Annotated in this window: 17 protein-coding genes, 1 tRNA gene and 2 pseudogenes; 5 read left to right on the plus strand and 15 right to left on the minus strand. The window is 56.9% G+C overall.

Annotated elements, in window-relative coordinates:
- Positions 1-151: 151 nt before the first annotated feature.
- Together LQ945_RS05145 and LQ945_RS05150 are read left to right on the plus strand one after the other, a co-directional pair.
- Positions 152-1,186 carry a LacI family DNA-binding transcriptional regulator gene (locus tag LQ945_RS05145; protein ID WP_270102425.1) on the plus strand — a complete coding sequence of 345 codons (1,035 nt, stop codon included), beginning with the start codon at positions 152-154 and terminating at the stop codon, positions 1,184-1,186.
- Between the two features lie 47 nt (positions 1,187-1,233).
- On the plus strand, positions 1,234-1,920 hold the full coding sequence (locus tag LQ945_RS05150; protein WP_044552468.1) for an aspartyl/asparaginyl beta-hydroxylase domain-containing protein: 687 nt from the start codon (positions 1,234-1,236) through the stop codon (positions 1,918-1,920).
- Here the strand turns inward: LQ945_RS05150 and LQ945_RS05155 are convergent.
- The 5 genes from LQ945_RS05155 to LQ945_RS05175 all read right to left on the minus strand — a co-directional run bounded on the left by LQ945_RS05155 (position 1,917) and on the right by LQ945_RS05175 (position 6,983).
- A complete protein-coding gene (locus tag LQ945_RS05155) occupies positions 1,917-2,633 on the minus strand; it encodes an ABC transporter ATP-binding protein (protein ID WP_044552469.1) in 717 nt (238 codons plus the stop codon). The genes LQ945_RS05150 and LQ945_RS05155 overlap by 4 nt on opposite strands.
- Complete coding sequence (locus tag LQ945_RS05160; protein ID WP_044552471.1) at positions 2,630-3,505, minus strand: ABC transporter ATP-binding protein; 876 nt, start codon at positions 3,503-3,505, stop codon at positions 2,630-2,632. Before LQ945_RS05160 ends, LQ945_RS05155 begins: the two co-directional genes overlap by 4 nt.
- Positions 3,502-4,788 (minus strand): high-affinity branched-chain amino acid ABC transporter permease LivM, encoded by a 1,287-nt coding sequence (gene livM, locus LQ945_RS05165; protein WP_044552472.1) that lies wholly within the window; start codon positions 4,786-4,788, stop codon positions 3,502-3,504. Before livM ends, LQ945_RS05160 begins: the two co-directional genes overlap by 4 nt.
- A gap of 11 nt (positions 4,789-4,799) precedes the next feature.
- A complete protein-coding gene (locus LQ945_RS05170) occupies positions 4,800-5,714 on the minus strand; it encodes an ABC transporter permease subunit (protein WP_020827728.1) in 915 nt (304 codons plus the stop codon).
- Positions 5,715-5,864: 150 nt separating this feature from the next.
- Entirely contained in the window at positions 5,865-6,983 is a 1,119-nt protein-coding gene (locus LQ945_RS05175) for a branched-chain amino acid ABC transporter substrate-binding protein (RefSeq protein WP_270102426.1), read from the minus strand.
- A 490-nt stretch (positions 6,984-7,473) separates the two neighbouring features.
- Here LQ945_RS05175 and LQ945_RS05180 point away from each other — a divergent pair.
- Positions 7,474-7,549 (plus strand) — tRNA-Asn (locus LQ945_RS05180).
- A 161-nt stretch (positions 7,550-7,710) separates the two neighbouring features.
- Positions 7,711-8,943 (plus strand): annotated as a pseudogene (locus tag LQ945_RS05185) (tyrosine-type recombinase/integrase).
- A 756-nt stretch (positions 8,944-9,699) separates the two neighbouring features.
- Here LQ945_RS05185 and LQ945_RS05195 read toward each other — a convergent pair.
- Genes LQ945_RS05195 through LQ945_RS05215 form a run of 5 tightly spaced genes read right to left on the minus strand, consistent with a single transcriptional unit; the run spans position 9,700 to position 14,367 of the window.
- Positions 9,700-10,848 (minus strand): LLM class flavin-dependent oxidoreductase, encoded by a 1,149-nt coding sequence (locus LQ945_RS05195; RefSeq protein ID WP_270102427.1) that lies wholly within the window; start codon positions 10,846-10,848, stop codon positions 9,700-9,702.
- 3 nt (positions 10,849-10,851) lie between these two features.
- The gene (locus LQ945_RS05200; protein WP_270102428.1) at positions 10,852-11,739 is read right to left on the minus strand and encodes an ABC transporter substrate-binding protein; all 888 of its coding nucleotides are present in this window, start codon (positions 11,737-11,739) and stop codon (positions 10,852-10,854) included.
- Between the two features lie 52 nt (positions 11,740-11,791).
- A complete protein-coding gene (locus LQ945_RS05205) occupies positions 11,792-12,571 on the minus strand; it encodes an ABC transporter ATP-binding protein (RefSeq protein WP_270102429.1) in 780 nt (259 codons plus the stop codon).
- Positions 12,568-13,389, minus strand: a complete 822-nt coding sequence (locus LQ945_RS05210; RefSeq protein ID WP_270102430.1) for an ABC transporter permease — start codon at positions 13,387-13,389, stop codon at positions 12,568-12,570. Before LQ945_RS05210 ends, LQ945_RS05205 begins: the two co-directional genes overlap by 4 nt.
- A gap of 9 nt (positions 13,390-13,398) precedes the next feature.
- On the minus strand, positions 13,399-14,367 hold the full coding sequence (locus LQ945_RS05215; protein ID WP_270102431.1) for an ABC transporter substrate-binding protein: 969 nt from the start codon (positions 14,365-14,367) through the stop codon (positions 13,399-13,401).
- Between the two features lie 113 nt (positions 14,368-14,480).
- Between LQ945_RS05215 and LQ945_RS05220 the strand changes: the two genes are divergently transcribed.
- Positions 14,481-15,977, plus strand: coding sequence for an amidase (locus LQ945_RS05220; protein ID WP_270102432.1), 1,497 nt, complete (start codon positions 14,481-14,483; stop codon positions 15,975-15,977).
- On the opposite strand, the gene LQ945_RS05225 is transcribed toward LQ945_RS05220, so the two are convergent.
- The 5 genes and pseudogenes from LQ945_RS05225 to LQ945_RS05250 all read right to left on the minus strand — a co-directional run bounded on the left by LQ945_RS05225 (position 15,944) and on the right by LQ945_RS05250 (position 20,684).
- A complete protein-coding gene (locus LQ945_RS05225) occupies positions 15,944-16,624 on the minus strand; it encodes a GntR family transcriptional regulator (protein WP_270102433.1) in 681 nt (226 codons plus the stop codon). The two genes, LQ945_RS05220 and LQ945_RS05225, sit on opposite strands and share 34 nt — an antisense overlap.
- 130 nt (positions 16,625-16,754) lie before the next feature.
- The gene (locus LQ945_RS05230) at positions 16,755-17,117 is read right to left on the minus strand and encodes an OsmC family protein (RefSeq protein ID WP_270102434.1); all 363 of its coding nucleotides are present in this window, start codon (positions 17,115-17,117) and stop codon (positions 16,755-16,757) included.
- A gap of 85 nt (positions 17,118-17,202) precedes the next feature.
- Positions 17,203-18,461, minus strand: a pseudogene (locus LQ945_RS24885) (LLM class flavin-dependent oxidoreductase).
- The gene (locus LQ945_RS05245) at positions 18,358-19,599 is read right to left on the minus strand and encodes an MFS transporter (protein ID WP_270102435.1); all 1,242 of its coding nucleotides are present in this window, start codon (positions 19,597-19,599) and stop codon (positions 18,358-18,360) included. The pseudogene LQ945_RS24885 and the gene LQ945_RS05245 overlap by 104 nt, the downstream one beginning before the upstream one ends.
- Positions 19,596-20,684, minus strand: coding sequence for an LLM class flavin-dependent oxidoreductase (locus LQ945_RS05250; protein WP_270102436.1), 1,089 nt, complete (start codon positions 20,682-20,684; stop codon positions 19,596-19,598). The genes LQ945_RS05245 and LQ945_RS05250 overlap by 4 nt, the downstream gene beginning before the upstream one ends.
- Positions 20,685-20,730: the final 46 nt, after the last annotated feature.

A 20,730-nucleotide genomic window follows, 5' to 3' on the forward strand; every position in this document is an offset into this window, starting at 1 on the left:
TGCCGATCAGGATCACAAATTACCGCTAAAAAGATCCGCCGCGTTGTGCCGATGGTTTGCAGGATCTTCGCTCCGACGTTGGCAACTCCCGCATTCGATAACGCTGTGCTAATCTGTTGAACCCATACCGTTTTTTCATCACGAGCGAAAGATGATGACGAAGAAACCCGGCTCTACCCCGGCGCCCGCAGCACGCAAGGCGACGGCCAGCGATGTGGCCGCCCGTGCCGGCGTGTCTAAATGGACGGTATCGCGTGCCTTTACCGACGGCGCTTCGATTTCACCGCAGGCGCTGCTGCGCGTACAGACCGCAGCGCGTGAATTGGGTTACCGCCCTAACCTGCTGGCGCGCAGCCTGTCGAAAAAGAGCACCCGCATCATCGGGCTGGTGGCGGACGAGTTGAAAAATCCGCATATCTTTACGCTGCTCGATGAAGTGACCCGGCAGTTGCAAAGCCGTGGTTATATGGCTTTGCTGCTCAATATCACCTCTGAACGTGATTATGAATCGGTGCTGACGCTGGCGGACCAAATGCAGGTGGACGGCCTGCTGTTCCTCGGCACGCTGCTTAATGACCGGCTGATTGCGCTGGCGCAGGACATTCACCGTATTCCGCTGGTGGTGCTGTACCGCTACAGCGAAAGCCCTTACATCCAGGTGCTGGCGACCCACGGTCATCAGGCCGGGCGCGAAATCGGCGAGCTGCTGCTCGCGCAAGACTATCAACGTATGGGATATCTGGCTGGGCCGATAAGCGAGTCCACTCAATTGCGCCGCCTTGACGGTTTCCGCGCCGCGCTGGCAGAACGGCAGCGTGACGTCAGCGTGGTGCTACAAGCCCCGCACTATCAGCGCCTTTGCGGTATGGAAGCTTTTTCGGCCTATCTGGCCGCCACCCCGGCGGCACAGCGGATAGAAGCTATTTTTTGCGAGAACGACATTCTGGCGGTCGGCGTCATCGATGCCATACGCGCCACGCCGGATTGTACGCCGATTGCCGTGGTGGGCTTTGACGACATCGAGCTGGCGGCCTCGCCCAGCTACCAGTTGACCACCTATCGCCAGCCGATGCAGCAGCTGATCGCCGATGGCATTCACTGCCTGACACAGGCCTTCGAACCCGGTGGACAAAAGCTGTATACCGGCGAATTGATCGTCCGGCAATCACACATAAAAAAAGCCTGATACTACCTAAAGACGGCGAGAAATCGGGTCACTGCTATGAGGTCACTATGTCAGCTATCTACGATTGGTCCGTACTGGCACTTCGCCGTATTTACGATCGCCGCATCAGCGGCGCGCCGGTCCTCGACAGCACCCGGCTGTTTCCCGATGCTCAACGTTTTACCGCTCACTGGCGGCAGATACGCGAGGAGGCGCTGACCGTCGGGCAAGATCTGCGTAATATTCCACGATTTCACGAGATCATGAGCGAACAGGCGTCGATCTCCGCCAATGACGCTCGCGACTGGCGCATGTTTATCATGCAGGCCTACGGCCAACCGATAGCGCGTAATCTCGCCCGCTGCCCGCAGCTTGCGGAGCTGATCGCCTCTTCCCCGGATGTGCTTTCAGCCTCATTGTCGTTCCTGGCGCCCGGCAAACAGGTGCCCGCGCACCGTGGTCCGTTCCGTGGCATTCTGCGCGGCTATCTGGTGCTGTCGATGCCCAAACGTGCCGACGGCGCGCCTGCCGCCGTGTTGAAGGTAGACGGGCAGGAATACCGGCTGAACGACGGGGAATTTATGCTGTGGGACGACACCTTCGAACACGAAGTGTGGAACGACAGCGACCAGGTGCGCACCGTGCTGTTGCTGGACATCCGCCGCCGCGATTTACCCCGCGGCCTGCGGATCTTGTCCAGCGGCATTATCGCCCTGGTACGGCTGAACGTGCGCCTGATCCAGCGCCAGTTCTAGGCGCCGCCCAGATAAGCCTTCCTCACCTCCTGATTGCTTAGCAGCTCCGCGCCGCTACCGGTCAGGCGAATTTGGCCGTTGACCATCACATAGCCGCGGTCGGACAGCTTGAGCGCGTGGTTGGCGTTCTGCTCCACCAGGAACAGCGTCATGCCGTCCTGGGTCAATTCGCGCAGAATGCTGAAGATCTGTTTGACGATAATCGGCGCCAGCCCCAGGCTCGGCTCATCCAGCAGCAACAGCTTCGGCCGGCTCATCAAGGCCCGGGCAATCGCCAACATCTGCTGTTCGCCGCCGGACATGGTCATCGCCCGCTGGTTGCGCCGCTCCTTCAGGCGTGGAAACAGTTCGAACATGCGCAGCAAATCCTCATCCACATAGCGATTACCGACGGTGATGGTGCCCATCAGCAGGTTTTCCTCCACGCTCATGTCCGGAAAGATCCGCCGTCCTTCCGGTGCCTGAGCTATGCCGCTGCTGGCAACGTAATGGGTAGAACGCTGGCTGATGTCCTCTCCGCGAAACAAAATCTGCCCGCCGCTGATGCGCGGTTGGCCGAAGATCGACATCAGCAGCGTGGACTTGCCCGCGCCGTTGGCGCCAATCAGCGCCACCGTTTCCCCTTCATTCACCTGCAACGAAACCTGCTGCAACGCCTGGATCGGGCCGTAAAACACGTCCACATTGCGAAATTCCAACATCACATTGCTCATCCCGCCAGCTCCTCTTCATCCGCGCCAAGGTAAGCGGCGATCACCGTGTCGTTATGCTGTATTTCTTTCGGCGTGCCTTCGGCGATCACATCGCCATGGTCGAGCACAATCACCCGATCGGAAATCTCCATCACCATGCCCATATCGTGCTCGATCAGCAGCACCGTGATACCGTGGTGCTGACGCAGGAAGCGGATGATGCGGCTCAATGTCGCCGTCTCTACCGGGTTCAGCCCGGCGGCGGGTTCGTCGAGGCAGATCATCTCCGGCGTGGTGCACATTGCCCGGGCGATCTCCAGCCGCCGCTGCTGGCCATACGACATCTCCCCCGCCAGCCGGTTGGCGCAGTCCACCAGCTCCACCACTTCCAGCCAGTAAAAAGCGCGATCCAGCGCCTGGCTTTCCGCCCGGCGATAGCCCGGCGTGTTGAGCACCCCGGCGACCAGATTACGGTTGCTGAGCATGTGCTGCGCCACCAGCAGATTCTCCACCACCGACATTTCGCGGAACAAACGGATATTCTGGAAGGTGCGTGCCAGCCCGGCGCGATTGACCAGATGGGTCCCGCCGAACATTTTGTAGTACAGGCGCGATCCCAACCGCTTCGGGTTTACCCAGTCGCCGGCGCGAAACTTCTGCCCCAGCACCTGGATCACGTCGGTTGGCCGTTTGTGGGTGTTAAGCAAGATGGCGCCGCCGGTGGCGCGGTAAAAGCCGGTCAGGCAGTTGAACACCGTGGTTTTGCCGGCGCCGTTGGGGCCGATCAACGCGGTGATCGAGCCGCGTTCGACCGCCAGATTCACGTCGTTGAGCGCCTTGATGCCGCCAAAATGCATCATCAGATGCTCAACCTGCAAAATTGCGTCGCTCATGGCGCCACCCCCTTGCGCGGCGCAAAGCTGGTTCGGCTGATCCGCACCAGCCCACGCGGTCGCCAAATCATCATCGCCACCATCAGCACGCCAAACAACAGCACGCGGTACTCGGCGAAGCTGCGCAACAGTTCCGGTGCCACCGTGAGCACGAACGCCGCCAGCACCACGCCAATGGTCGATCCCATCCCGCCCAGCACCACGATCGCCAGGATCAACGCCGATTCGAAGAAGGTAAACGAGGTGGGGTTGACGAACCCCTGATAGGTGGCGAAAAACACCCCGGCCAGCCCGGCGGTGGACGCGCCCATCATAAAGGCCGACAGCTTGACCAACACGTGGTTTAAGCCGAGCGAACGACAGGCGATTTCATCCTCACGCAGGGCCTCCCAGGCGCGGCCGATCGGCATGCGCGTCAACCGGTGCTTGATGTACAGCACCAGCAGCACCACCAGGAACAGCACCGCATAGATAAAGATAAATTTCAGGTTAGGGTTGTAAGTGATGCCGAGGAACTCGTGGATTGGCACGCCGCCGTCCTTCGCTCGTCGGCCAAACTCCAGGCCAAAGATCGTCGGTGCCGGTACCGAGACGCCGTTCGGCCCGCCGGTCAGCGACATCCAGTTGTTGAGCACCAGCCGGATGATCTCGCCAAACCCCAGCGTGACGATCGCCAGATAGTCACCGTGCATACGCAACACCGGGAACCCCAGCAGCGCGCCGGCCAGTGCCGCCATCAGCGCCCCCAAGGGCAGCATCGCCCAGAAGCCGAGGCCGAGATACTGGTAGCCCAGCGCCAATCCATAGGCACCAATGGCGTAGAACGCCACATAGCCCAGATCGAGCAGCCCGGCCAGCCCGACAACGATGTTCAAACCCAGCCCGAGCAGCACGTAAATCAGCCCCAGTATCGCCACCGTCAGCAGGTATTTGGTGGCGACAAACGGAAACAGCAGTGCGATAACCGCCATTAACGGAATAATCCACCGCAGGCTGGTCTTGGCGCCGATCGGCCGGACATACACCCCGTCGTTACCGCCGTCAAAGCGCGTCAGCAATTTACGGCCCGGTGCGGTTTGCAGAAACAGACTCAGTAACAGCCGCCCGGCCATCACCACCGCGATAATCCACACCAGCCGGTGCGGCTCGAAGTTAAAACTGTAGCCGTTCAGAACGATGCCGACGATCGGCCCGAACACGATCAGGGCAATCAGCCCGGCCAATACGGCGTCCAGCAGGCTGCGCTTAATGTTCAGCCCCGGGTGAACCTCAGAGTGCGACATAAGTTTTCCCCTCAAACCTTAGCGACCATTGGCCGTCCGAGCAGGCCCTGAGGGCGGAAAATCAGGATCACCACCAGTAAACCGAAGGAGAATACGTCCTTGTAATCCGAGTTCACCATGCCGGCGAACTGCGCCTCCGCCACGCCCAGCAGCAACCCGCCCAGCATCGCGCCGGGCAACGACCCTATCCCGCCCAATACCGCGGCGGTGAAGGCTTTGATGCCGATAATAAACCCGACGTAGAAATCGAAGGTGCCGTAGTTCATGGTGATCAACACCCCCGCCAGCCCGGCCATGGCAGCACCGATCACGAACACCAGGGAAATGACCCTATCGGTGTTGATGCCAAGAATTGACGCCATTTTGCGGTCTTGCTGAGTGGCGCGACAAATGCGCCCCAGCCGGGTGTGTTGAATGATGTAAGTGAGGATCGCCATGCCCAGCAGCGACGCGAACAGGATAAACACCTTGGTGTAGGTGATTTGAATCACCCCGCCGTCGAAGTTGAGGCGGAACACGCCATCCAGCAGCGTTGGGATCCCTTGCTGACGCGGCCCTTGGCTGATTTGCGCGTAGTTTTGCAAGATCAGTGACATGCCGATTGCGGAGATCAGCGGGGCCAGGCGGGTCGAGTTACGCAAGGGTTTGTAGGCGATACGTTCGATCACCCAGCCATACACGCCGGTGATAACGATGGTAAACACCAGCGTACCGAGGATCAGCAACGGGAACGACTGCAGGCCGAAGAACGACAGCAGCGCCAGCCCGATGGCGCACAGGTAGGCGGAGATCATATACACCTCGCCGTGGGCGAAGTTGATCATGCCGATAATGCCGTAAACCATGGTGTAGCCGATGGCGATCAGACCATAAACCGCGCCGAGCGTCAGGCCGTTGATCAATTGTTGCAGAAAGAAAACGTCCATAATGAGCAGTCTCGCCTGGTGGGACCGCAAGCAAAAGCAGGCGCGGCCCAAGGGAAGAATCGGCGCGGATCCGCAGCACACGCGGATCCGCTTATCAGTCACGCCTATCCACCCCCATACGGGAGGGATAAACCTGAGCCGTGGGGCTGATTAGAGTTGGTGATATTTGCCTTTGTCGTCCCACTGATAAACCACGTAATCCGATACCTTCAGGTCGCCTTTCTTATCCCAGGCCTTTTTGCCCATTACGGTATCCACATCATGAGATTTCAGCCATTCGCTGGCCTTGGCGCTGTCTTTGCCGCCGGTGGCGCTGAAGGCCGCGGCGATCGCCTGAATAGAGGCGTAGGAGTAGAGGGTGTAACCTTCCGGCTCGAAACCGCTGGCGCGGAATTTGGCGATCACCGCCTTGCCTTCCGGGATTTGGCGCGGATCGTTACCGAAGGTCATCAGCACACCGTTGGTGTACTGCGGCCCACCGGCAGCGGTCACCAGCTCTTCGGTCACGATGCAGTCACCGGAGAAGAACTTGGCGGTGACGCCCTGCTCGCGCATCTGACGCACCAATGGCCCGGCCTCCGGATGGCAGCCGCCAAAATAGACCACGTCGGGTTTGACCGAGGCAATTTTGGTCACCAGCGCGTTAAAGTCTTTCTCACCGCGCGACAGCCCTTCATACAGCACCTCTTTCACGCCGCGCTTGTTCATTTCTGCCTTGGCAGCATCCGCCAACCCCTGGCCGTAGGTGTCTTTGTCGTGGATCACCGCGATGCGCTTGGCTTTCAGGGTATCCAGCATGTAGTTGGTGGCGATCACCCCTTGCTGATCGTCACGGCCGCACATGCGGAACATGTTGGTCATGCCGCGCTCGGTGATCTGCGGGTTGGTGGAGCCGGGGGTGATGGCGATTATGCCGGCTTCGTCATACACCTCGGAGGCCGGCATGGTGGAGGACGAGCAGAAGTGCCCCACCACCGCTGAGACCTTGTCCTGATCGACCAGACGGTTGGCGACCGAGACCGCCTGTTTGGGTTCGCAGGCGTCATCCCCCTGCACCAGCTTGATTTTTTCCCCTTTAATCCCGCCGGCGGCGTTAATATCCGCCGCCGCCTGCGAGGCACCACGCCAGTACTGATCGCCATAGGTCGCATTCGGCCCGGAGAACGGCCCGGCGACGCCGATAACGATATCGGCCTGAGCATAAAAAGCACAACCTAAACAACCGATAAGCAGAGCAGCGAGCGGACTTTTATTCAATTTCGATGACATTGTTGTATTCCTCAGCACTGTTTTAGCGAAACGCCCAGAGGCGTGGAGCAGTCACTTTATGTGTAGACGGGGAAAATAATTTGCGCGAGAGCGCAGTCGCATTACCCGAATTTAAGCAAGCAAAAATCCAGCCATTGTGACGGCCAATACATATTTTCTGTTTATTCATCCTACATATCAGAGGGAAAATGCGTGGGGATCACTGCGCTCAGGTGGCTCTGTGGGGGGCTCTGGCGGCAATTGTGTGAAAAAATTTCTCGGCGATGTTGGCCACATGCAAATTACCCGCGAGATCCTTCGCACCGTAAATGTGCAAAGGCCGGTGCAACATCACTACAGGGGTTTTACGCTGATAAACCGAGCTGCCAGGGAGGATAAATGCCGAAAAACAACGCAACATGTTCATTCCGACAGCAAACACGCTTTTTTCGCAGTTTAGTGCTTTGACAAAGCCGCACCACCCCGCTATTATTCGCCCCGTTCACACGATTCCTCTGTAGTTCAGTCGGTAGAACGGCGGACTGTTAATCCGTATGTCACTGGTTCGAGTCCAGTCAGAGGAGCCAAATTCTTGTTTTCATGCCTCTTTGCGAATCTTTATGTGATTTAAATTCAATAAGTTAGCGTGAAAAATCTTCCCGATGTATTTTTAGTTTTCCCTCCGCATCAGGAGAATTTGGTGGTCAGATTTGGGGTCATATTGGTTCGATGACGGAGTGACCCCCAAATGTCTCTTAACGACACAAAAATCCGCAGCTTAAAACCATCCGCTAAACCCTTCAAAGTTTCCGATTCTCATGGCCTGTACCTTTTGATCAATCCCGGCGGTTCACGTCTTTGGTATCTCAAATATCGTATCAACAGAAAAGAATCACGCCTCGGCTTAGGTGCCTACCCTGATGTGTCTTTGGCTGATGCCCGTCTACAACGTGACGGCATCCGTAAATTGCTGGCGCAGAATATTAATCCAGCACTACAGCGTTGTGCTGAAAGAGCCACTTCCTCGCCAGAAAAAACCTTCAAGTATGTGGGACTAGACTGGCATAAAAGCAACAGAACGTGGTCAGAGAACCATGCTGCCCGTCTGCTTGCCAGTATGAACAATCATATATTCCCCGTGATTGGACACCTGCCGATAAGTGAACTTAAACCTCGTCACTTTATCGATCTTCTGAAAGGCATTGAGCAAAAAGGTTTGCTGGAAGTAGCGGCTCGTACTCGACAGCATATGTGCAACATCATGCGTCATGCCATACATCAGGAGTTGATAGAGAACAATCCGGCAGCAAATCTGGACGGTATAATCGCAGCCCCCGTCAAACATCACTACCCAGCCCTTCCGCTGGAGCGATTGCCGGAACTTTGGACTCGAATTGAGAACTACCAACAAGGACGAGAATTAACCCGCCTGGCAGTATCACTTACTTTGCACCTGTTCATCCGTTCCAGCGAGCTGCGTTTCGCCCGTTGGTCTGAGATCGATTTCAGAAACAAAATCTGGACCATCCCAGCCACTCGCTAGGCTATCCCCGGTGTCCGCTATTCCGGACGTGGCTCGAAAATGCGGAAACCACATATCGTTCCTCTTTCCAGTCAGTCCATTATTATTCTGAAACAGATACGGGAAATATCCGAGCATCAGGAGCTGATTTTTCCCGGTGATCATAATCCGTATAAACCGATGTGCGAAAACACCGTCAACAAGGCGTTGCGCCTGATGGGATATGACACAAAAAATGAAATCTGCGGCCACGGATTTCGGGCAATGGCCTGTAGTGCCCTCATGGAGTCGGGCCTGTGGTCACAGGATGCCGTTGAGCGTCAAATGAGCCACCAGGAACGCAATAGCGTTCGAGCTGCCTACATCTATAAGGCGGAATATCTGGAGGCCCGTAAAGCGATGATGCAGTGGTGGTCGGATTATCTGAATACTTGCAGGGAATCGTATATACCCCCGTAATTGGTATAAGCGCTGGTGGCCTGAAACTGATCACTTCCCCAGGCTTTATAACACCAGAGCCGACTGGCGTGCAGAAAGTTATCCTTATCGCCATAATTTACATCCACACCGCGAAACAGAATTGGAGTAATGCGCCAGTCATAATCAGAGACAAACGGCATATCAATCCGTTGATCGCCTGCGGTAATACTTAATGCATTATAACGCCAGCGCAGCCAGGCTTCGCCAATATTGGTTTGATTATCCCCAATAGAAGAAATAGTATGCGCGTTATCCGGATGGTCGATACCGCGGACAAAAATACCGCTAACTCCGGCGCTAACACCATAATAATCGCCGGTTTCATACTTAATTTAGCCACCATAACTTACCGTATCCTGATTACGTGCGGTAACAAAATTCGCATTATGCGTAGAATAGTAGAGCGTGCGAACACTTCCACTAATCTGGCCACAGACTAACGCAGAAAATAATGTATTCCCTTGCTGTTGTTGATAACGACACATGTCGGCAAACGATAATTCAGACGCAAAGGTACCTGCAGTGAATAGCATCGCTATTCCCGATATTATTTTTTCCTGGCATTTCATTTTATCCCCGCCGTAGGGAAATTAATTAAATCGTCAACCCGGTTGACGAAACCATCTTGGACCATTCTTTATTTTTATAATAGTGGCTAACATTACCTGACCTCCCTGAAATAAGGCTTTCAGGGAGACCAACACTCTTTTATTATTTAACGCTGAAGAGAAGCAATTACAGCTGAGCGCGCACGCGCGGTAACACCTCTTCGCCGACTCGTATAGCCTCTTCGAGATGTGGATTGGCGGCAAGAATAAAATTAGAGAAACCAACACGCGCATAATCCGCCAGGCGATCAGCCACCTGCTGATAACTACCGACGATACCGATCGTCGGACCGGGGCGTACGAGTCCAAGGCCGGACCATAAATTCGGCCCGATAACGTAATCAGCGAAGTTTTCTCCTTTATCCTGACGCAGCGCCGCCTGACGCTGCGCGCCCACCGAATCGCCGCCGCCGACGCTGGTCATGGGGTTGGCCTTACGCGGCGCGCTGAAATCGTGGTTATCCCACAGCCGCCGTGCTTCATCCCACGCTTCTTCTTCGGTCTCGCGAGCGAAAATATCTACCCGCAGACCGTATTTCAGCTGGCGCCCCTGCTCATCCGCCATCCGGTTCAGACGTTGTATCATCGCCTGCATTTGCGCCAGTGGTTCCAGCCACATAAGATAGAAATCGGCATGGCGCGCGGCCACTGCTAAAGCCGGCTCGGAGGAACCGGAGAAGTAAACTCCCGGCTTACGGGTATGCAACAGCGGTGCGGCTAACCCTCCCCCCTCCACCTGATAGCGTTCGCCATGATGATCGAACGGTTGCCCTTGCCATAAACCTTCGATGACCTCCAGCCACTCCCCCGTCCGCCCGTAGCGCTCGTCATGCGGTAAAAAATCGCCGTAGGCGCACTGTGCCGGGGCGCTACCGCCGGTTATCACGTTCCATTCCAGCCGGTTGCCGCTGATGCGTTGCAGCGTCGCGCTCATCTTCGCCGCATAGGCTGGAGTGATAAAACCGGGCTGAAACGCGGTCATAAAACGTAAGGTGCGCGTTTCCCTCGCCAGCGCCGCGGCAATCATGAGAGGTTCGTCGCTGGGCAGGGAGGTCGGCACCAGCGCGCCGTCAAAACCGGCGACCTCGCAGGCTTTCGCCACCATTGCCATATAGTCGATATAGCCCCAGGCGCTGGTGGAGGCCCCACCGCCGCCCGGGGCGATGGAGTGGGACGTTGTGGGCTTCCAGTCGCCGCGGTTCCAGGCTTTTGACGACACGGAGCGGCCATCGCCGTGCGTGGGAATACGCCAGAAAAATTCAATCGGCTGCCCCATCAGTTATACCTCCACCGCATCAAGCTGAAAGGGTAAACGCGTCGCGTTGATATCGATTTTGTTGGCGATCAGACCGTGGCGGAACAGTAAATCCCCTTCCGCCTGCTGTTCGGCAAAGAGCTGCTCATCCGGCGCGGTAACCCCCCATTCGCGCCCCTGCAGCCCGCGCGTCCACTCTTCCGGCGTCAGTCCGTTGGCGATCACCCGCGAAAACAGCTCTCCCGCCGAGGTTAAATTTTCGCCAATCCACGTATCGGTCGCCACCAGCGTGTCGAACAGCGCCCGCACTTTGTCCTCGCCGGCGGCCACCACATCTGGCAGGACCCAAAAAACGGAACGATTGGTGATCACATCCCCGCAATCCTGAATTTTTCGCAAGCCGCCGCCCGCCAGCGCCGCGCTGAGGTAAGGATCCATGGCGATCCACGCATCTACCTCATCCGCCTGTAAGGCGGCGAGCGATGCGCCGGGCAATAAATTCACCGATACGATATCGGTGTACTTCAGCCCAACCTGTTCCAGGGTCGCCAGCAGGAAGTAGGTCTGAAAAGAGCCTTCGATAAAGCCGATACGCTTACCGGCTAAATCCTCCGCGCGGACGATCGGCGAGTGTTCCGTCACCAGGATCGATGACCAGCTACGGCGCGGATGCGACGCACCAATATACGCCAGCCGGACATGGTCTGCCTGCGCCACCACCGCACGCGTGGTGCCGGTGCCAATCACATTCACTTTGCCGCCGAGCGCCAGCTCATGCATCATTTTTCCTTCGGGATACCATAAGAATTCAGGCGCAAAACCGACGTCCAACAGCGGCTGCTGCAGGGGCGGATAGTGGGTCAGCGCGGTTAACGTCAGGTTGGAGGGATGGGCGCCGATACGAATCTTCATCACGTTGTTCCTTATTTTTTATGCTTGCGACGTACGGTCATACGCCGTGGGTTTATGCCAGAGCCTCACCGCTCGCCTGCGCGAGGTCAGCCCAGATTGCAGCGCACAGCCGGGAGAACTCCGGGTTGCCGCGCAGCGCACGCGGCTCTCTCGGGCGGGGCAAATCAATACGGTAATCCTGCACGATACGCCCCGGACGCGGGCTCATCACGATCACCCGATCGGCCAGCGCTACCGCCTCTTCGATATCATGGGTAACAAACACGATACTACGCCTGCGGCTTTCCCAAATTCGCAGCAGCTCGCGCCCCATAACGATTTTGGTCTGGTAATCCAGCGCGCCAAACGGCTCATCCATCAGGTAAAGCTGCGGTTCATAGGCCAGCAGCCGCGCAAGGGAGACGCGCTGGCGCATGCCGCCGGAAAGCGCGCTGGGGTAATGCCCCTCAAAGCCATGCAATTTGACCAGTTCGATTAGTTCGGCCACCCGCCGTGGATAATCGGCAGGCGCCATGGCGGAGAGTTCGCAGCCCACTTTGATGTTTTCCGCCACCGTCGCCCAGGGTAACAACGTGTCGCGCTGAAACATAAAGCCAACGCCCGGCGGCGGCTCGCTGACCGGTACGCCATTTATCCGGACCTCGCCGCCGCTGGCGGCTACCAGCCCGGCAATCACGCGCAGTAGCGTCGATTTACCGCAGCCGGATGGCCCCACAATGGCGACAAACTCACCGGGTGCCACGCGCAGAGAAAGGTGCTCAATCGCAGTCATCGTTGCGTTATTACCGGTAAACTGTACCGATAACTGTCTGATATCTATGCTGGCGGTCATTGGCGCCACTCCGTCATACGCCGGAAGATCCGGGCGATTAGTGAATTGGCGATCATGGCCAGCACCAGCAGAATCATGATGCCGGTAAACACACCGGTAGAATCGAGCTGGCCCGCGGCATTTTCGATATACCAGCCAACCCCCTCGCTGGAGCCAATCAGTTCGCCAACCACCGCGCCAATGAGCGCCAGACCCACGGCGATACGCATCGCCGCCGCGATCCACGGCAGGATTGCCGGCAGCATGACCCGGCGCAGGATATAGCGTGGGGTGGCGCGCATGGTACGCATCAGATCGATGTGATCGCGATCCAGCGATCGCACGCCTTCCAGTACGTTTAACATGAAGACGAACAGCACCATCGAGAAGGACATCATCACCTTCGCCGACAGGCCAATGCCAAACCACAGCACGAACAGCGGCGCCAGCGCCACCCGCGGCAGGCTATACAGCCCCATCAATAACGGCTCCACCACACTTGCGACACGCCGGAAACGTGCCAGTGCCAGCCCGAGCGCAATGCCGACCAGCGCGCCCAATATCAGGCCGATGCCCGCTTCGCTCAGGGTAGCGGCAGTGTGGCGCCACAGATCGCCATTTAACGCCAGCTGCCACAGCCGCTGCGCGATATCACCCGGTCGGCTCACCCAGAATGGGTCGATAAACCAGCTTCCCGCTGCCTGCCATATCAACAGTAGCGCGAAGATAAACAGAATCTGCTGGCTTAATATCCGCCGCGACGTCGGGGCGCTTTTTTGCGCCGCGCCATCCGCCTGCCGCTTTGGCTGCAGTGAAGAAGAGGTAAATAAGTTACTCACGCCTTCTCCTTATCCTTTACTCAGCAGATCGAGATCGGGCACGGTAATGGCGCTGTAGTCAGGCTGACTCAGTGTCGGATCGGACGCTTTGAGCATTTTCACCATCAGTTGATAGCCTTCCGGCGCCATTTTTCCGTCAGGCGACAGCAATTTCGGTGCCTCTTCCACCAGCACCTGCCGTAACGCCGGAGACAAACGCGGGTACATTTCATCCACGCCCGCCTGTACCGCAGCCGGGTCAGTCTGGATCACCTGCTCCGCCTTGATCACCGCGCGCGCCAGGCGCTGCGCCTCATCACGGTGTTTTGCCAACCAACGGCCAACCACCACCAGGTCCAGCGCCGGATACTGTAAGGTGCGGAAATCCTGAATCAGTTTAAAACGCTTGTCCGCCAGCGCCGCCTGCACATCCGGGGTTGTAAGCATGCCGGCCTGCACCGCCCCGCTCTCTATGGCCGCGCGCATTGGACCGCCGGTTCCAATCCCCACCAGACGAAAATCACGTTCGGCATTCAGCCCCTGCTGGCCGATGTAGTAGCGCAGGGTATTATCGGTGAGGCTTCCGGGAGAGGTTATCCCGACCGTTTTTCCGCGCAGATCGCTCAGCCGGGCGGCGGGAGTGTCTGCCCGCGCCACCAGCCCATAACCATGATGTTCGGTCAACGCCACCAGCACTCGCCCGCCGAGATGGCGATTTTGTAAACGCACCGCATGATCGGCGGCGCAGATGCAGGCCGCGATGCTCCCTCCCGCCAGCGCCTGTACCGCCGGCGCGCCGCCTTTGAACGACACGGTGTTCACCTGCAGGTCTTCATCGGCAAAGAAACCTTTTTGCTCAGCCACGATCAAAGGTAGCGATCCCAATGAGTTTTGCGCCGCGCCGAGCGTAAGGGTGGTCTTCGCCTGCAGGGAAAATGCGCTTAATCCCAATAGTAATACGGCAATCATGCCGCGTCTGCGCATAGCTACTGTTTGCATATCGTTAATCACCTTTAATATTTTATAAAATATATTTTGTATTAACATAAAGAAAACAAACGTGAAAACAATCGTTACGTAACGAACTTTTCCGCATAACCATAGGTGATAATGTGATAATCCCACCCTTTTCAGTCTTCGATTCCGCGCGCCATCAGGCAGCGCGAATAAAACACGGTGAAATCAGCGCAGTTGGGCTGGTCGAGGCGCATTTAGACCAGATCGCGCGTTTTAATCCGCGTATTAATGCGGTGGTTGTTTTGCTGGCTGAACAGGCGCTGGAACAGGCCCGGGAGGCGGATCACGCGCGGGAAGCAGGCCGGACGATCGGACCTTTGCACGGCGTGCCGATCACGGTCAAAGAGTCCTGGGACGTCGCCGGGTTGCCCTCGACGTTTGGCTTACCCCATCTGCGCAATAATATCGCAGGGGAAGACGCGCTGGCGGTCTCGCGCTTAAAGCAGGCGGGCGCTATCGTGCTGGGAAAAACCAACGTTCCCCCGAACCTCGCCGACTGGCAAACCCGGCACCCGGATTATGGCGCTACGCTTAACCCGTGGGATGCGCAAAGAACCCCCGGCGGATCGTCCGGCGGTTCGGCGGCGGCGCTGGCCTGCGGCTTTTCCGCCCTTGAGCTCGGTAGCGATATCGGCGGCTCGATAAGAATGCCCGCCCATTACTGTGGCGTCTGGGGACACAAACCCAGCCATGGCGCGATCCCCGGACGCGGGCATGCCCAACCGGGAAATATCGCGCCGGCGGATATTGCCGCGTTTGGTCCGCTCAGCCGCAGCGCTGGCGATTTACGGCTGGCGCTGGAGCTGTTAGCCCATCCCGACCCGTACAGCTGGCCGCGGATGCAGCCCGTCCTTGACGACGCGCGGCCGCGCCACGGCGCGCATTTCCGGGTGGCGATATGGCGCGACGATCCTCATTTTGCAGTGAGCGAGGAAGTTAGTCTGGCGCTTGATGGGGCCGCCGAATCGCTGCGCCACGCCGGCGTGAAGGTGGTCGAAACATTGCGGCCGTCCTTCGACAGCCGGGAAAGTTATGAGGTGTACGTTCAGCTGCTACGCGCAGCCACCAGCGGGCGGCAAAGCGACGAAGCCTTTATCGATCATCAGCATCTCTGCCAACAGTTAGCCGACGACGACGGCAGCTACCGCGCTCTGCTGCTGCGAGGCAATGTGCTCAGCCATCGTGAATGGCTGGGGCTCAATCAGCGGCGTTATCGGTTAATGGTGGCCTGGCAACACTTTTTTAGCGAGATGGACTTTTTACTCTGCCCGGTAGCCAGCACCACAGCCTTTCCGCTGTTTACGGATGTGCCGAAAGAGGATCGCTACTTGATGGTAGACGGACGCGCCTTACCCTCGGCTAATGACTATTTTTGGCTGGGGTTGGCTTCCGCGACTGGATTACCCGCGACCACCGTACCGTTGATGCGCACTGCGGCGGGTCTGCCGGTTGGCGCGCAAATCATTGGCCGTTCAGGGGCGGATCGCGCCTGTATTGCTCTGGCGGAAATACTGGAGCAGTATCACTATCGTTTCACGCCGCCGCCCCTCGCCCATTCTCAGTCCGATTTATCTTCCGACTCGGGCGCCTGAAGACTGGCAAGATAAGCACGCCCACGATCGGCGGCGTGCCCGACATGGCCGGACATTAGCGCACGCGCGTCATCGGGTTTACCTTCGCTGATCGCAGTTAAAATATCGGCGTGCGATTTAAGGATCGAAACGGTATCGCCATTCAGGGTCATACCCTGAACCGGCAACGCTTTCCATAGACTGGTGATAAATTCGGCCAATAGCGTAGAACCGCTGGCCTCGGCTATTTTTAGATGAAACAGCTCATTGAGCCGGCTGAGTTCACGCGCGTTTTGGTTCTTGACCGCCTCGAGCGAAGCTTCATAAGCGGCGGCGATCTCATCAATCTGCACTTTATTAGCATGCATGGCAGCAAGGCGCGCGGTTTCAGGTTCAAGAATAGCGCGCAATAAAGACACCTCATCTGTACGGCTGAGTTTTTTCTCGGCAATCACCGCCGCATAATGCGGTTTGCGGATAATAAACCCCTGTTCGGCCAACAGCGTAAAAGCATCACGTACTGGCGTCAGGCTCATTCCCAACCGGTCGGCCAGTTCATTGAGCGTTACCTTTTGCCCCGCTTTCAGTTCTCCGCTCTGGATTGCGCTAAGTAGCGTTTGATAAGCCAGCTCACTTTTCGTCAGAAAAGTACGAACCTGATCAATCATGTTTCATTCCTGCTGCCTGTACCGTCAAAGTCCAATATCAAGAGTCGATATATTACGGTATCGGATTGATCCCCGCCAGCTTTCGCCGGTGCCGAATGGCAGCGACTCACCCTCCCTGGCAAATGTCGATTTATTGCCAGATTAGCGGTTCGCCGTTGACAATAAGCTCAACCACTCCCCCGCGCGATACCGTGCCAAATACCGGGCAATGGCGAGTAAATTTTCGCACCAGCTCAGCCGCCTGCTGCTGTGTAATTCCTGCCGTATCGACCGTCAGAACGATTTTTTCATAACGCGTTTCATCGCTGGCGTGACGTTGTGAAATGCCTTCTGCACTGACATCGGCCAGTTGCCAATTGCTTTCACGCGCGAAAGCGGTCACGCTGCTTACCGCACAGGTTGCCAGCGATGCCAACAATAGTTCGCCAGCCAGCCAGGCTTTTGCCTCGCCGCCGCGCGCGGCGGTCGAGTCGGTGACTAAAAAAATGTTCACGCGCCTGCATAATGAAGCGCCCCTGGGTAGGGGTTAACTTACCGGTAAGTTTAAGTAGCCCGGACATACTATCTCCTGTTGGTGATTATTGTTCCGACACGGCCTGCAAATCGGGTAAGACATGCTCCGCAACGGCATATGCCCCCTCCAGTAGGGGCAATGAATCAAGAATAAAAATATCAATGCCCGCCTTTCGGTATTCACACAACCGGGCGGCGATAGAGCGGTAGCTGCCAACCAGCGCCATCGGCGGCCCTTGTTGTAATAAAGCAATACCTGGCCACAGATGTTCATCCACACTCAATTCGCGCGCATCGGGGATGCGCCCGGCGGCGATAGTTTCAAGCACACGCGCCGGCAAATGGGCAAAAATACGTGACTGAGTTACCGAGGTCCCACCCGCATTGCCGCCGCGCGCGATCAACCCAAGTTTGCGCTCCAGCGTCGCGCGGCTGGTTAATTCCAGCAGGCGCTGCGCTTTCTGCCATGCCAGGGCGTCGGTTTCCGCTAAAATCAGCGAAGCGCGTAACCCCAGACGCGGTCTCCGCCCATATCCCCTCGCCTGTGTCGCTAGCTCATCCAGCTTCTCCCGCAGTTGCGGCAGCGGTTCGGCAAAGGTCAGATATGCATCCGCAAAACGCGCTGCTACCTCCAGCGCCTGCCGGGAAGAGCCGGAAAACCATAACGGCACCGCCGCGCCCGGTGGCAGCCACGGGTTAGCAACCGCCTGTTCGATATGAAGATGCTTACCTTTCCAGGTAACTTTTTCACCAGTTGCTGAAACACATCCCAATATTCGGCATGAAGTTCGAAGCGCTGTTCATTCTCCAGCCAGATACCGTTCTGCCGCCAAATAGGTGTTTCCGAATTGATGACGTTAATCAGCAGCCGATTATCAAACAAGTTGTTAAAGCTCACCACCATATTCGCCAGCTCAGTGACCGAAATAAATTGCGGCCGGATCGCCAGCAACGGTTTAAAGTTACGGGTAATGGCTGCCGCTGCTGCACCGAGAACCCACACGTTATGACCGGTGGTAGCAAGCAATGCGCCTTCATACGGCAAGCGATCGATAGCTGCCGCCAACGCTTTCACATCATCAAAGGCGATTTGTCGTCGGCCTTCCACCTCCCAGGGCGCCGGGCCGTCATGGGTCACGAAATACCAGAATACCTCTGGCGCAGAACGTGGGTTGGGGGGATCCAAAATAGACTCCTGTAGCCGTGTTAAGAAGTTATCTTTAATCCGGTAGCCCTTTGCCACGGGTTTCCGGTAAATAGAACAAGCCGATAAATCCCACCAGATAAAACAGCGCAAACCAGATGGCAACCTTATCAAATCCACCTAATAGCGCCGCCAGTGAACCCGCCATTACCGCACCGACCATCGCCAGGTAGCGTGAGCCAGAAAAAATAATACTAATCGCCGTCGCACGTACGGCGGTGGGGAATAGCTCCGGGGTATGAATGCTGTACCAGCTATACAACCCGCCGGTCAGGTAACCCGCCAGTAGTTGGATCCAGGTCACGGTCGTGACGGAGGAGAGTCCGAGGAAAATAAGCGGAATAATCAGTAACGACCCCAGTAAATAGATCGAGGTTGTCAGGCGACGTCCCCAGTTTTCCGCGAGGACCCCCATCGCGATACACCCAATGATTTCGCCGACGTTGTAAAGCGCACCGGCCCAGCCGGCGTAAAATGCCGCATCACGTGGTTCGCGCACCAGCCCGCTGACAAAGCTTGGTAAAAAGGAAGAAATCGCCCACCAACCGCCGGTAATGGCGACAGACACCGTCAGCGCGCCAAACAGATGGCGGCGCAGTAATGGAGAGTGAAAAAGGGCCTGGCACAATGACGTACTCCGGTTGCGTGCCCAGCGCGTGGATTCGGGGATATAGCGGTAAACAGCTAACATAATCAGCAAGGGTAAGATGCCAAACAGATACATCCAGCGCCAGGAGAGGCCCCACGTCGAACCGACGACAATCCACAGGCCGGAGACCAACAAACCGCCTACCGAAAAGCCCGCTTGTAACAGACCCGCGCCTTTGGTGCGCCATTTCTCTGGCCAAACCTCCTGCAACAGCGACGTGCCGACGCCCCACTCTGCGCCGATACCAATGCCAGTGATAAAGCGCCAGAAGGCAAAAAGCACGATCGATGAAGAGGTCGCGGTCATCGGCGTTGCCAGGCTGTATAGCACCACTCTGAGTAGCATGGTTTTACGCCGACCTATGCGATCACCTAATATGCCGCCAAGGATGCCACCCGTCGCCCAGCCGGCCAAAGTGATAGCCACCATGTAGCCAAGGTAGCGAACAAAAGCGGCTTGTTCGGTCGCGGGTAGCAGTTCTCCGAGCGTAGAACGCGCGGTAACCAGTAGGACAAACGTGTCATAGCCATCGGCTATCCAGAACAGGGTAATAATTGCAAGGATAATCCAGGCACGTCGGTTCAGATGGGAAATAGCCGGAACGCTCATGGTATTTGCTCCTGCGTAGACGTAAGCGGCATATGCAATCCCGCTTGTTCCAGTAGCGGAATAACGCTGTTGCTAAAGAAAGCCAATTCCGGCTCGTAGTCATAGAAGGTGATTTGCACTCCATCAATGCCTGCATGGTGAAGCTGCGCCAGCCGATCCGCGACAATATGTAAATGCCCGCCCACCGCACGGCCACGTGCGCTGTGTTGCGGCCATGACTGGCTATCGCCAGCCGAGTGACGCGCTGCAAAGTTCTCTATTGCCGCCAGATCGGCATGATCGATAATCGCCTGGTAATAGCGCCACGTCTCTTCACTCGTAGGGCGTACAATAATCGTCGGATTGATGATCACCCGTATCCGTCGCCGCTGTCGCTCTGCCGCGTTTTTCACCGCGCGTATATGGTCTGTCAATGCGGCGATCGCGTTGGCGAATTGCTCTCCTGCCGGGCTGGAAATAAAGACAATATCGGAATGGCGAGCCGCATACTCAAAACCCGCTGCTGAGCCGGATGCCGAGGCGAGAATCGGGCGACCAAAGCGCGGACGCGGCGAAACGTAGGCCTGCTCCAGCGAATAGAACTCCCCCTGCCAGTTGAGATTGTCCTCGCCGTGCCATAACGCGTTGCAGATACGAATAAATTCATCAGCTTGCTGGTAACGTCGATTATGATCGGCTCGGGTCATGCCAAATATTTTTGGTTCATTTTCTGCGTAACCAGTGACAATATTCGCGCCAAAGCGCCCGCCGGAAAGATGATCGGCGGTAGCAAGAAAACGCGCCAGGTGAAGCGGATGCCAGGGACCATATAAAATATGGATAGTCCCCAGCAGCAATATCCGCTTCGTTAGCGCCGCCAATCCCACGGCAGAAATAAAGGGATCGAGGAAATTTTCCCGATAGCCCGTTTCTCCGCCGAATCCTCCTTTTGGTAACCATTGCGACAGGCCGAAAACGACATCGAACCCGAGTGCTTCCGCCTGTTGAGTTAAGCGGGCATTGTAGTCAAATGACCAGTCGGTATCGCGAGGGAGAGTGGATTGCGACCATCCTCCGGTTTGTAGAGGTAAAAACAACCCCAACATCAGCGGCTGAGCAAATGCTTGCGACGCAAGAGCAGGCTTTGTTTTT

Origin of the sequence: Serratia liquefaciens (genome assembly GCF_027594825.1) — a bacterium.
Classification (GTDB): Bacteria; Pseudomonadota; Gammaproteobacteria; order Enterobacterales; family Enterobacteriaceae; genus Serratia; species Serratia liquefaciens_A.

What these genes read in the sequence shown, in the direction of transcription:
- LQ945_RS05195 (WP_270102427.1), bottom strand. Translation starts at nt 10,848, where the DNA reads ATGGGGCAGCCGATTGAATTTTTCTGGCGTATTCCCACGCACGGCGAT.
- LQ945_RS05250 (WP_270102436.1), bottom strand. Translation starts at nt 20,684, where the DNA reads ATGTTGGGGTTGTTTTTACCTCTACAAACCGGAGGATGGTCGCAATCC.
- LQ945_RS05160 (WP_044552471.1), bottom strand. Translation starts at nt 3,505, where the DNA reads ATGAGCGACGCAATTTTGCAGGTTGAGCATCTGATGATGCATTTTGGC.
- LQ945_RS05215 (WP_270102431.1), bottom strand. Translation starts at nt 14,367, where the DNA reads ATGCAAACAGTAGCTATGCGCAGACGCGGCATGATTGCCGTATTACTA.
- LQ945_RS05205 (WP_270102429.1), bottom strand. Translation starts at nt 12,571, where the DNA reads ATGACCGCCAGCATAGATATCAGACAGTTATCGGTACAGTTTACCGGT.
- LQ945_RS05170 (WP_020827728.1), bottom strand. Translation starts at nt 5,714, where the DNA reads ATGGACGTTTTCTTTCTGCAACAATTGATCAACGGCCTGACGCTCGGC.
- LQ945_RS05145 (WP_270102425.1), top strand. Translation starts at nt 152, where the DNA reads ATGATGACGAAGAAACCCGGCTCTACCCCGGCGCCCGCAGCACGCAAG.
- livM (WP_044552472.1), bottom strand. Translation starts at nt 4,788, where the DNA reads ATGTCGCACTCTGAGGTTCACCCGGGGCTGAACATTAAGCGCAGCCTG.
- LQ945_RS05245 (WP_270102435.1), bottom strand. Translation starts at nt 19,599, where the DNA reads ATGAGCGTTCCGGCTATTTCCCATCTGAACCGACGTGCCTGGATTATC.
- LQ945_RS05150 (WP_044552468.1), top strand. Translation starts at nt 1,234, where the DNA reads ATGTCAGCTATCTACGATTGGTCCGTACTGGCACTTCGCCGTATTTAC.
- LQ945_RS05175 (WP_270102426.1), bottom strand. Translation starts at nt 6,983, where the DNA reads ATGTCATCGAAATTGAATAAAAGTCCGCTCGCTGCTCTGCTTATCGGT.
- LQ945_RS05200 (WP_270102428.1), bottom strand. Translation starts at nt 11,739, where the DNA reads ATGAAGATTCGTATCGGCGCCCATCCCTCCAACCTGACGTTAACCGCG.
- LQ945_RS05225 (WP_270102433.1), bottom strand. Translation starts at nt 16,624, where the DNA reads ATGATTGATCAGGTTCGTACTTTTCTGACGAAAAGTGAGCTGGCTTAT.
- LQ945_RS05155 (WP_044552469.1), bottom strand. Translation starts at nt 2,633, where the DNA reads ATGAGCAATGTGATGTTGGAATTTCGCAATGTGGACGTGTTTTACGGC.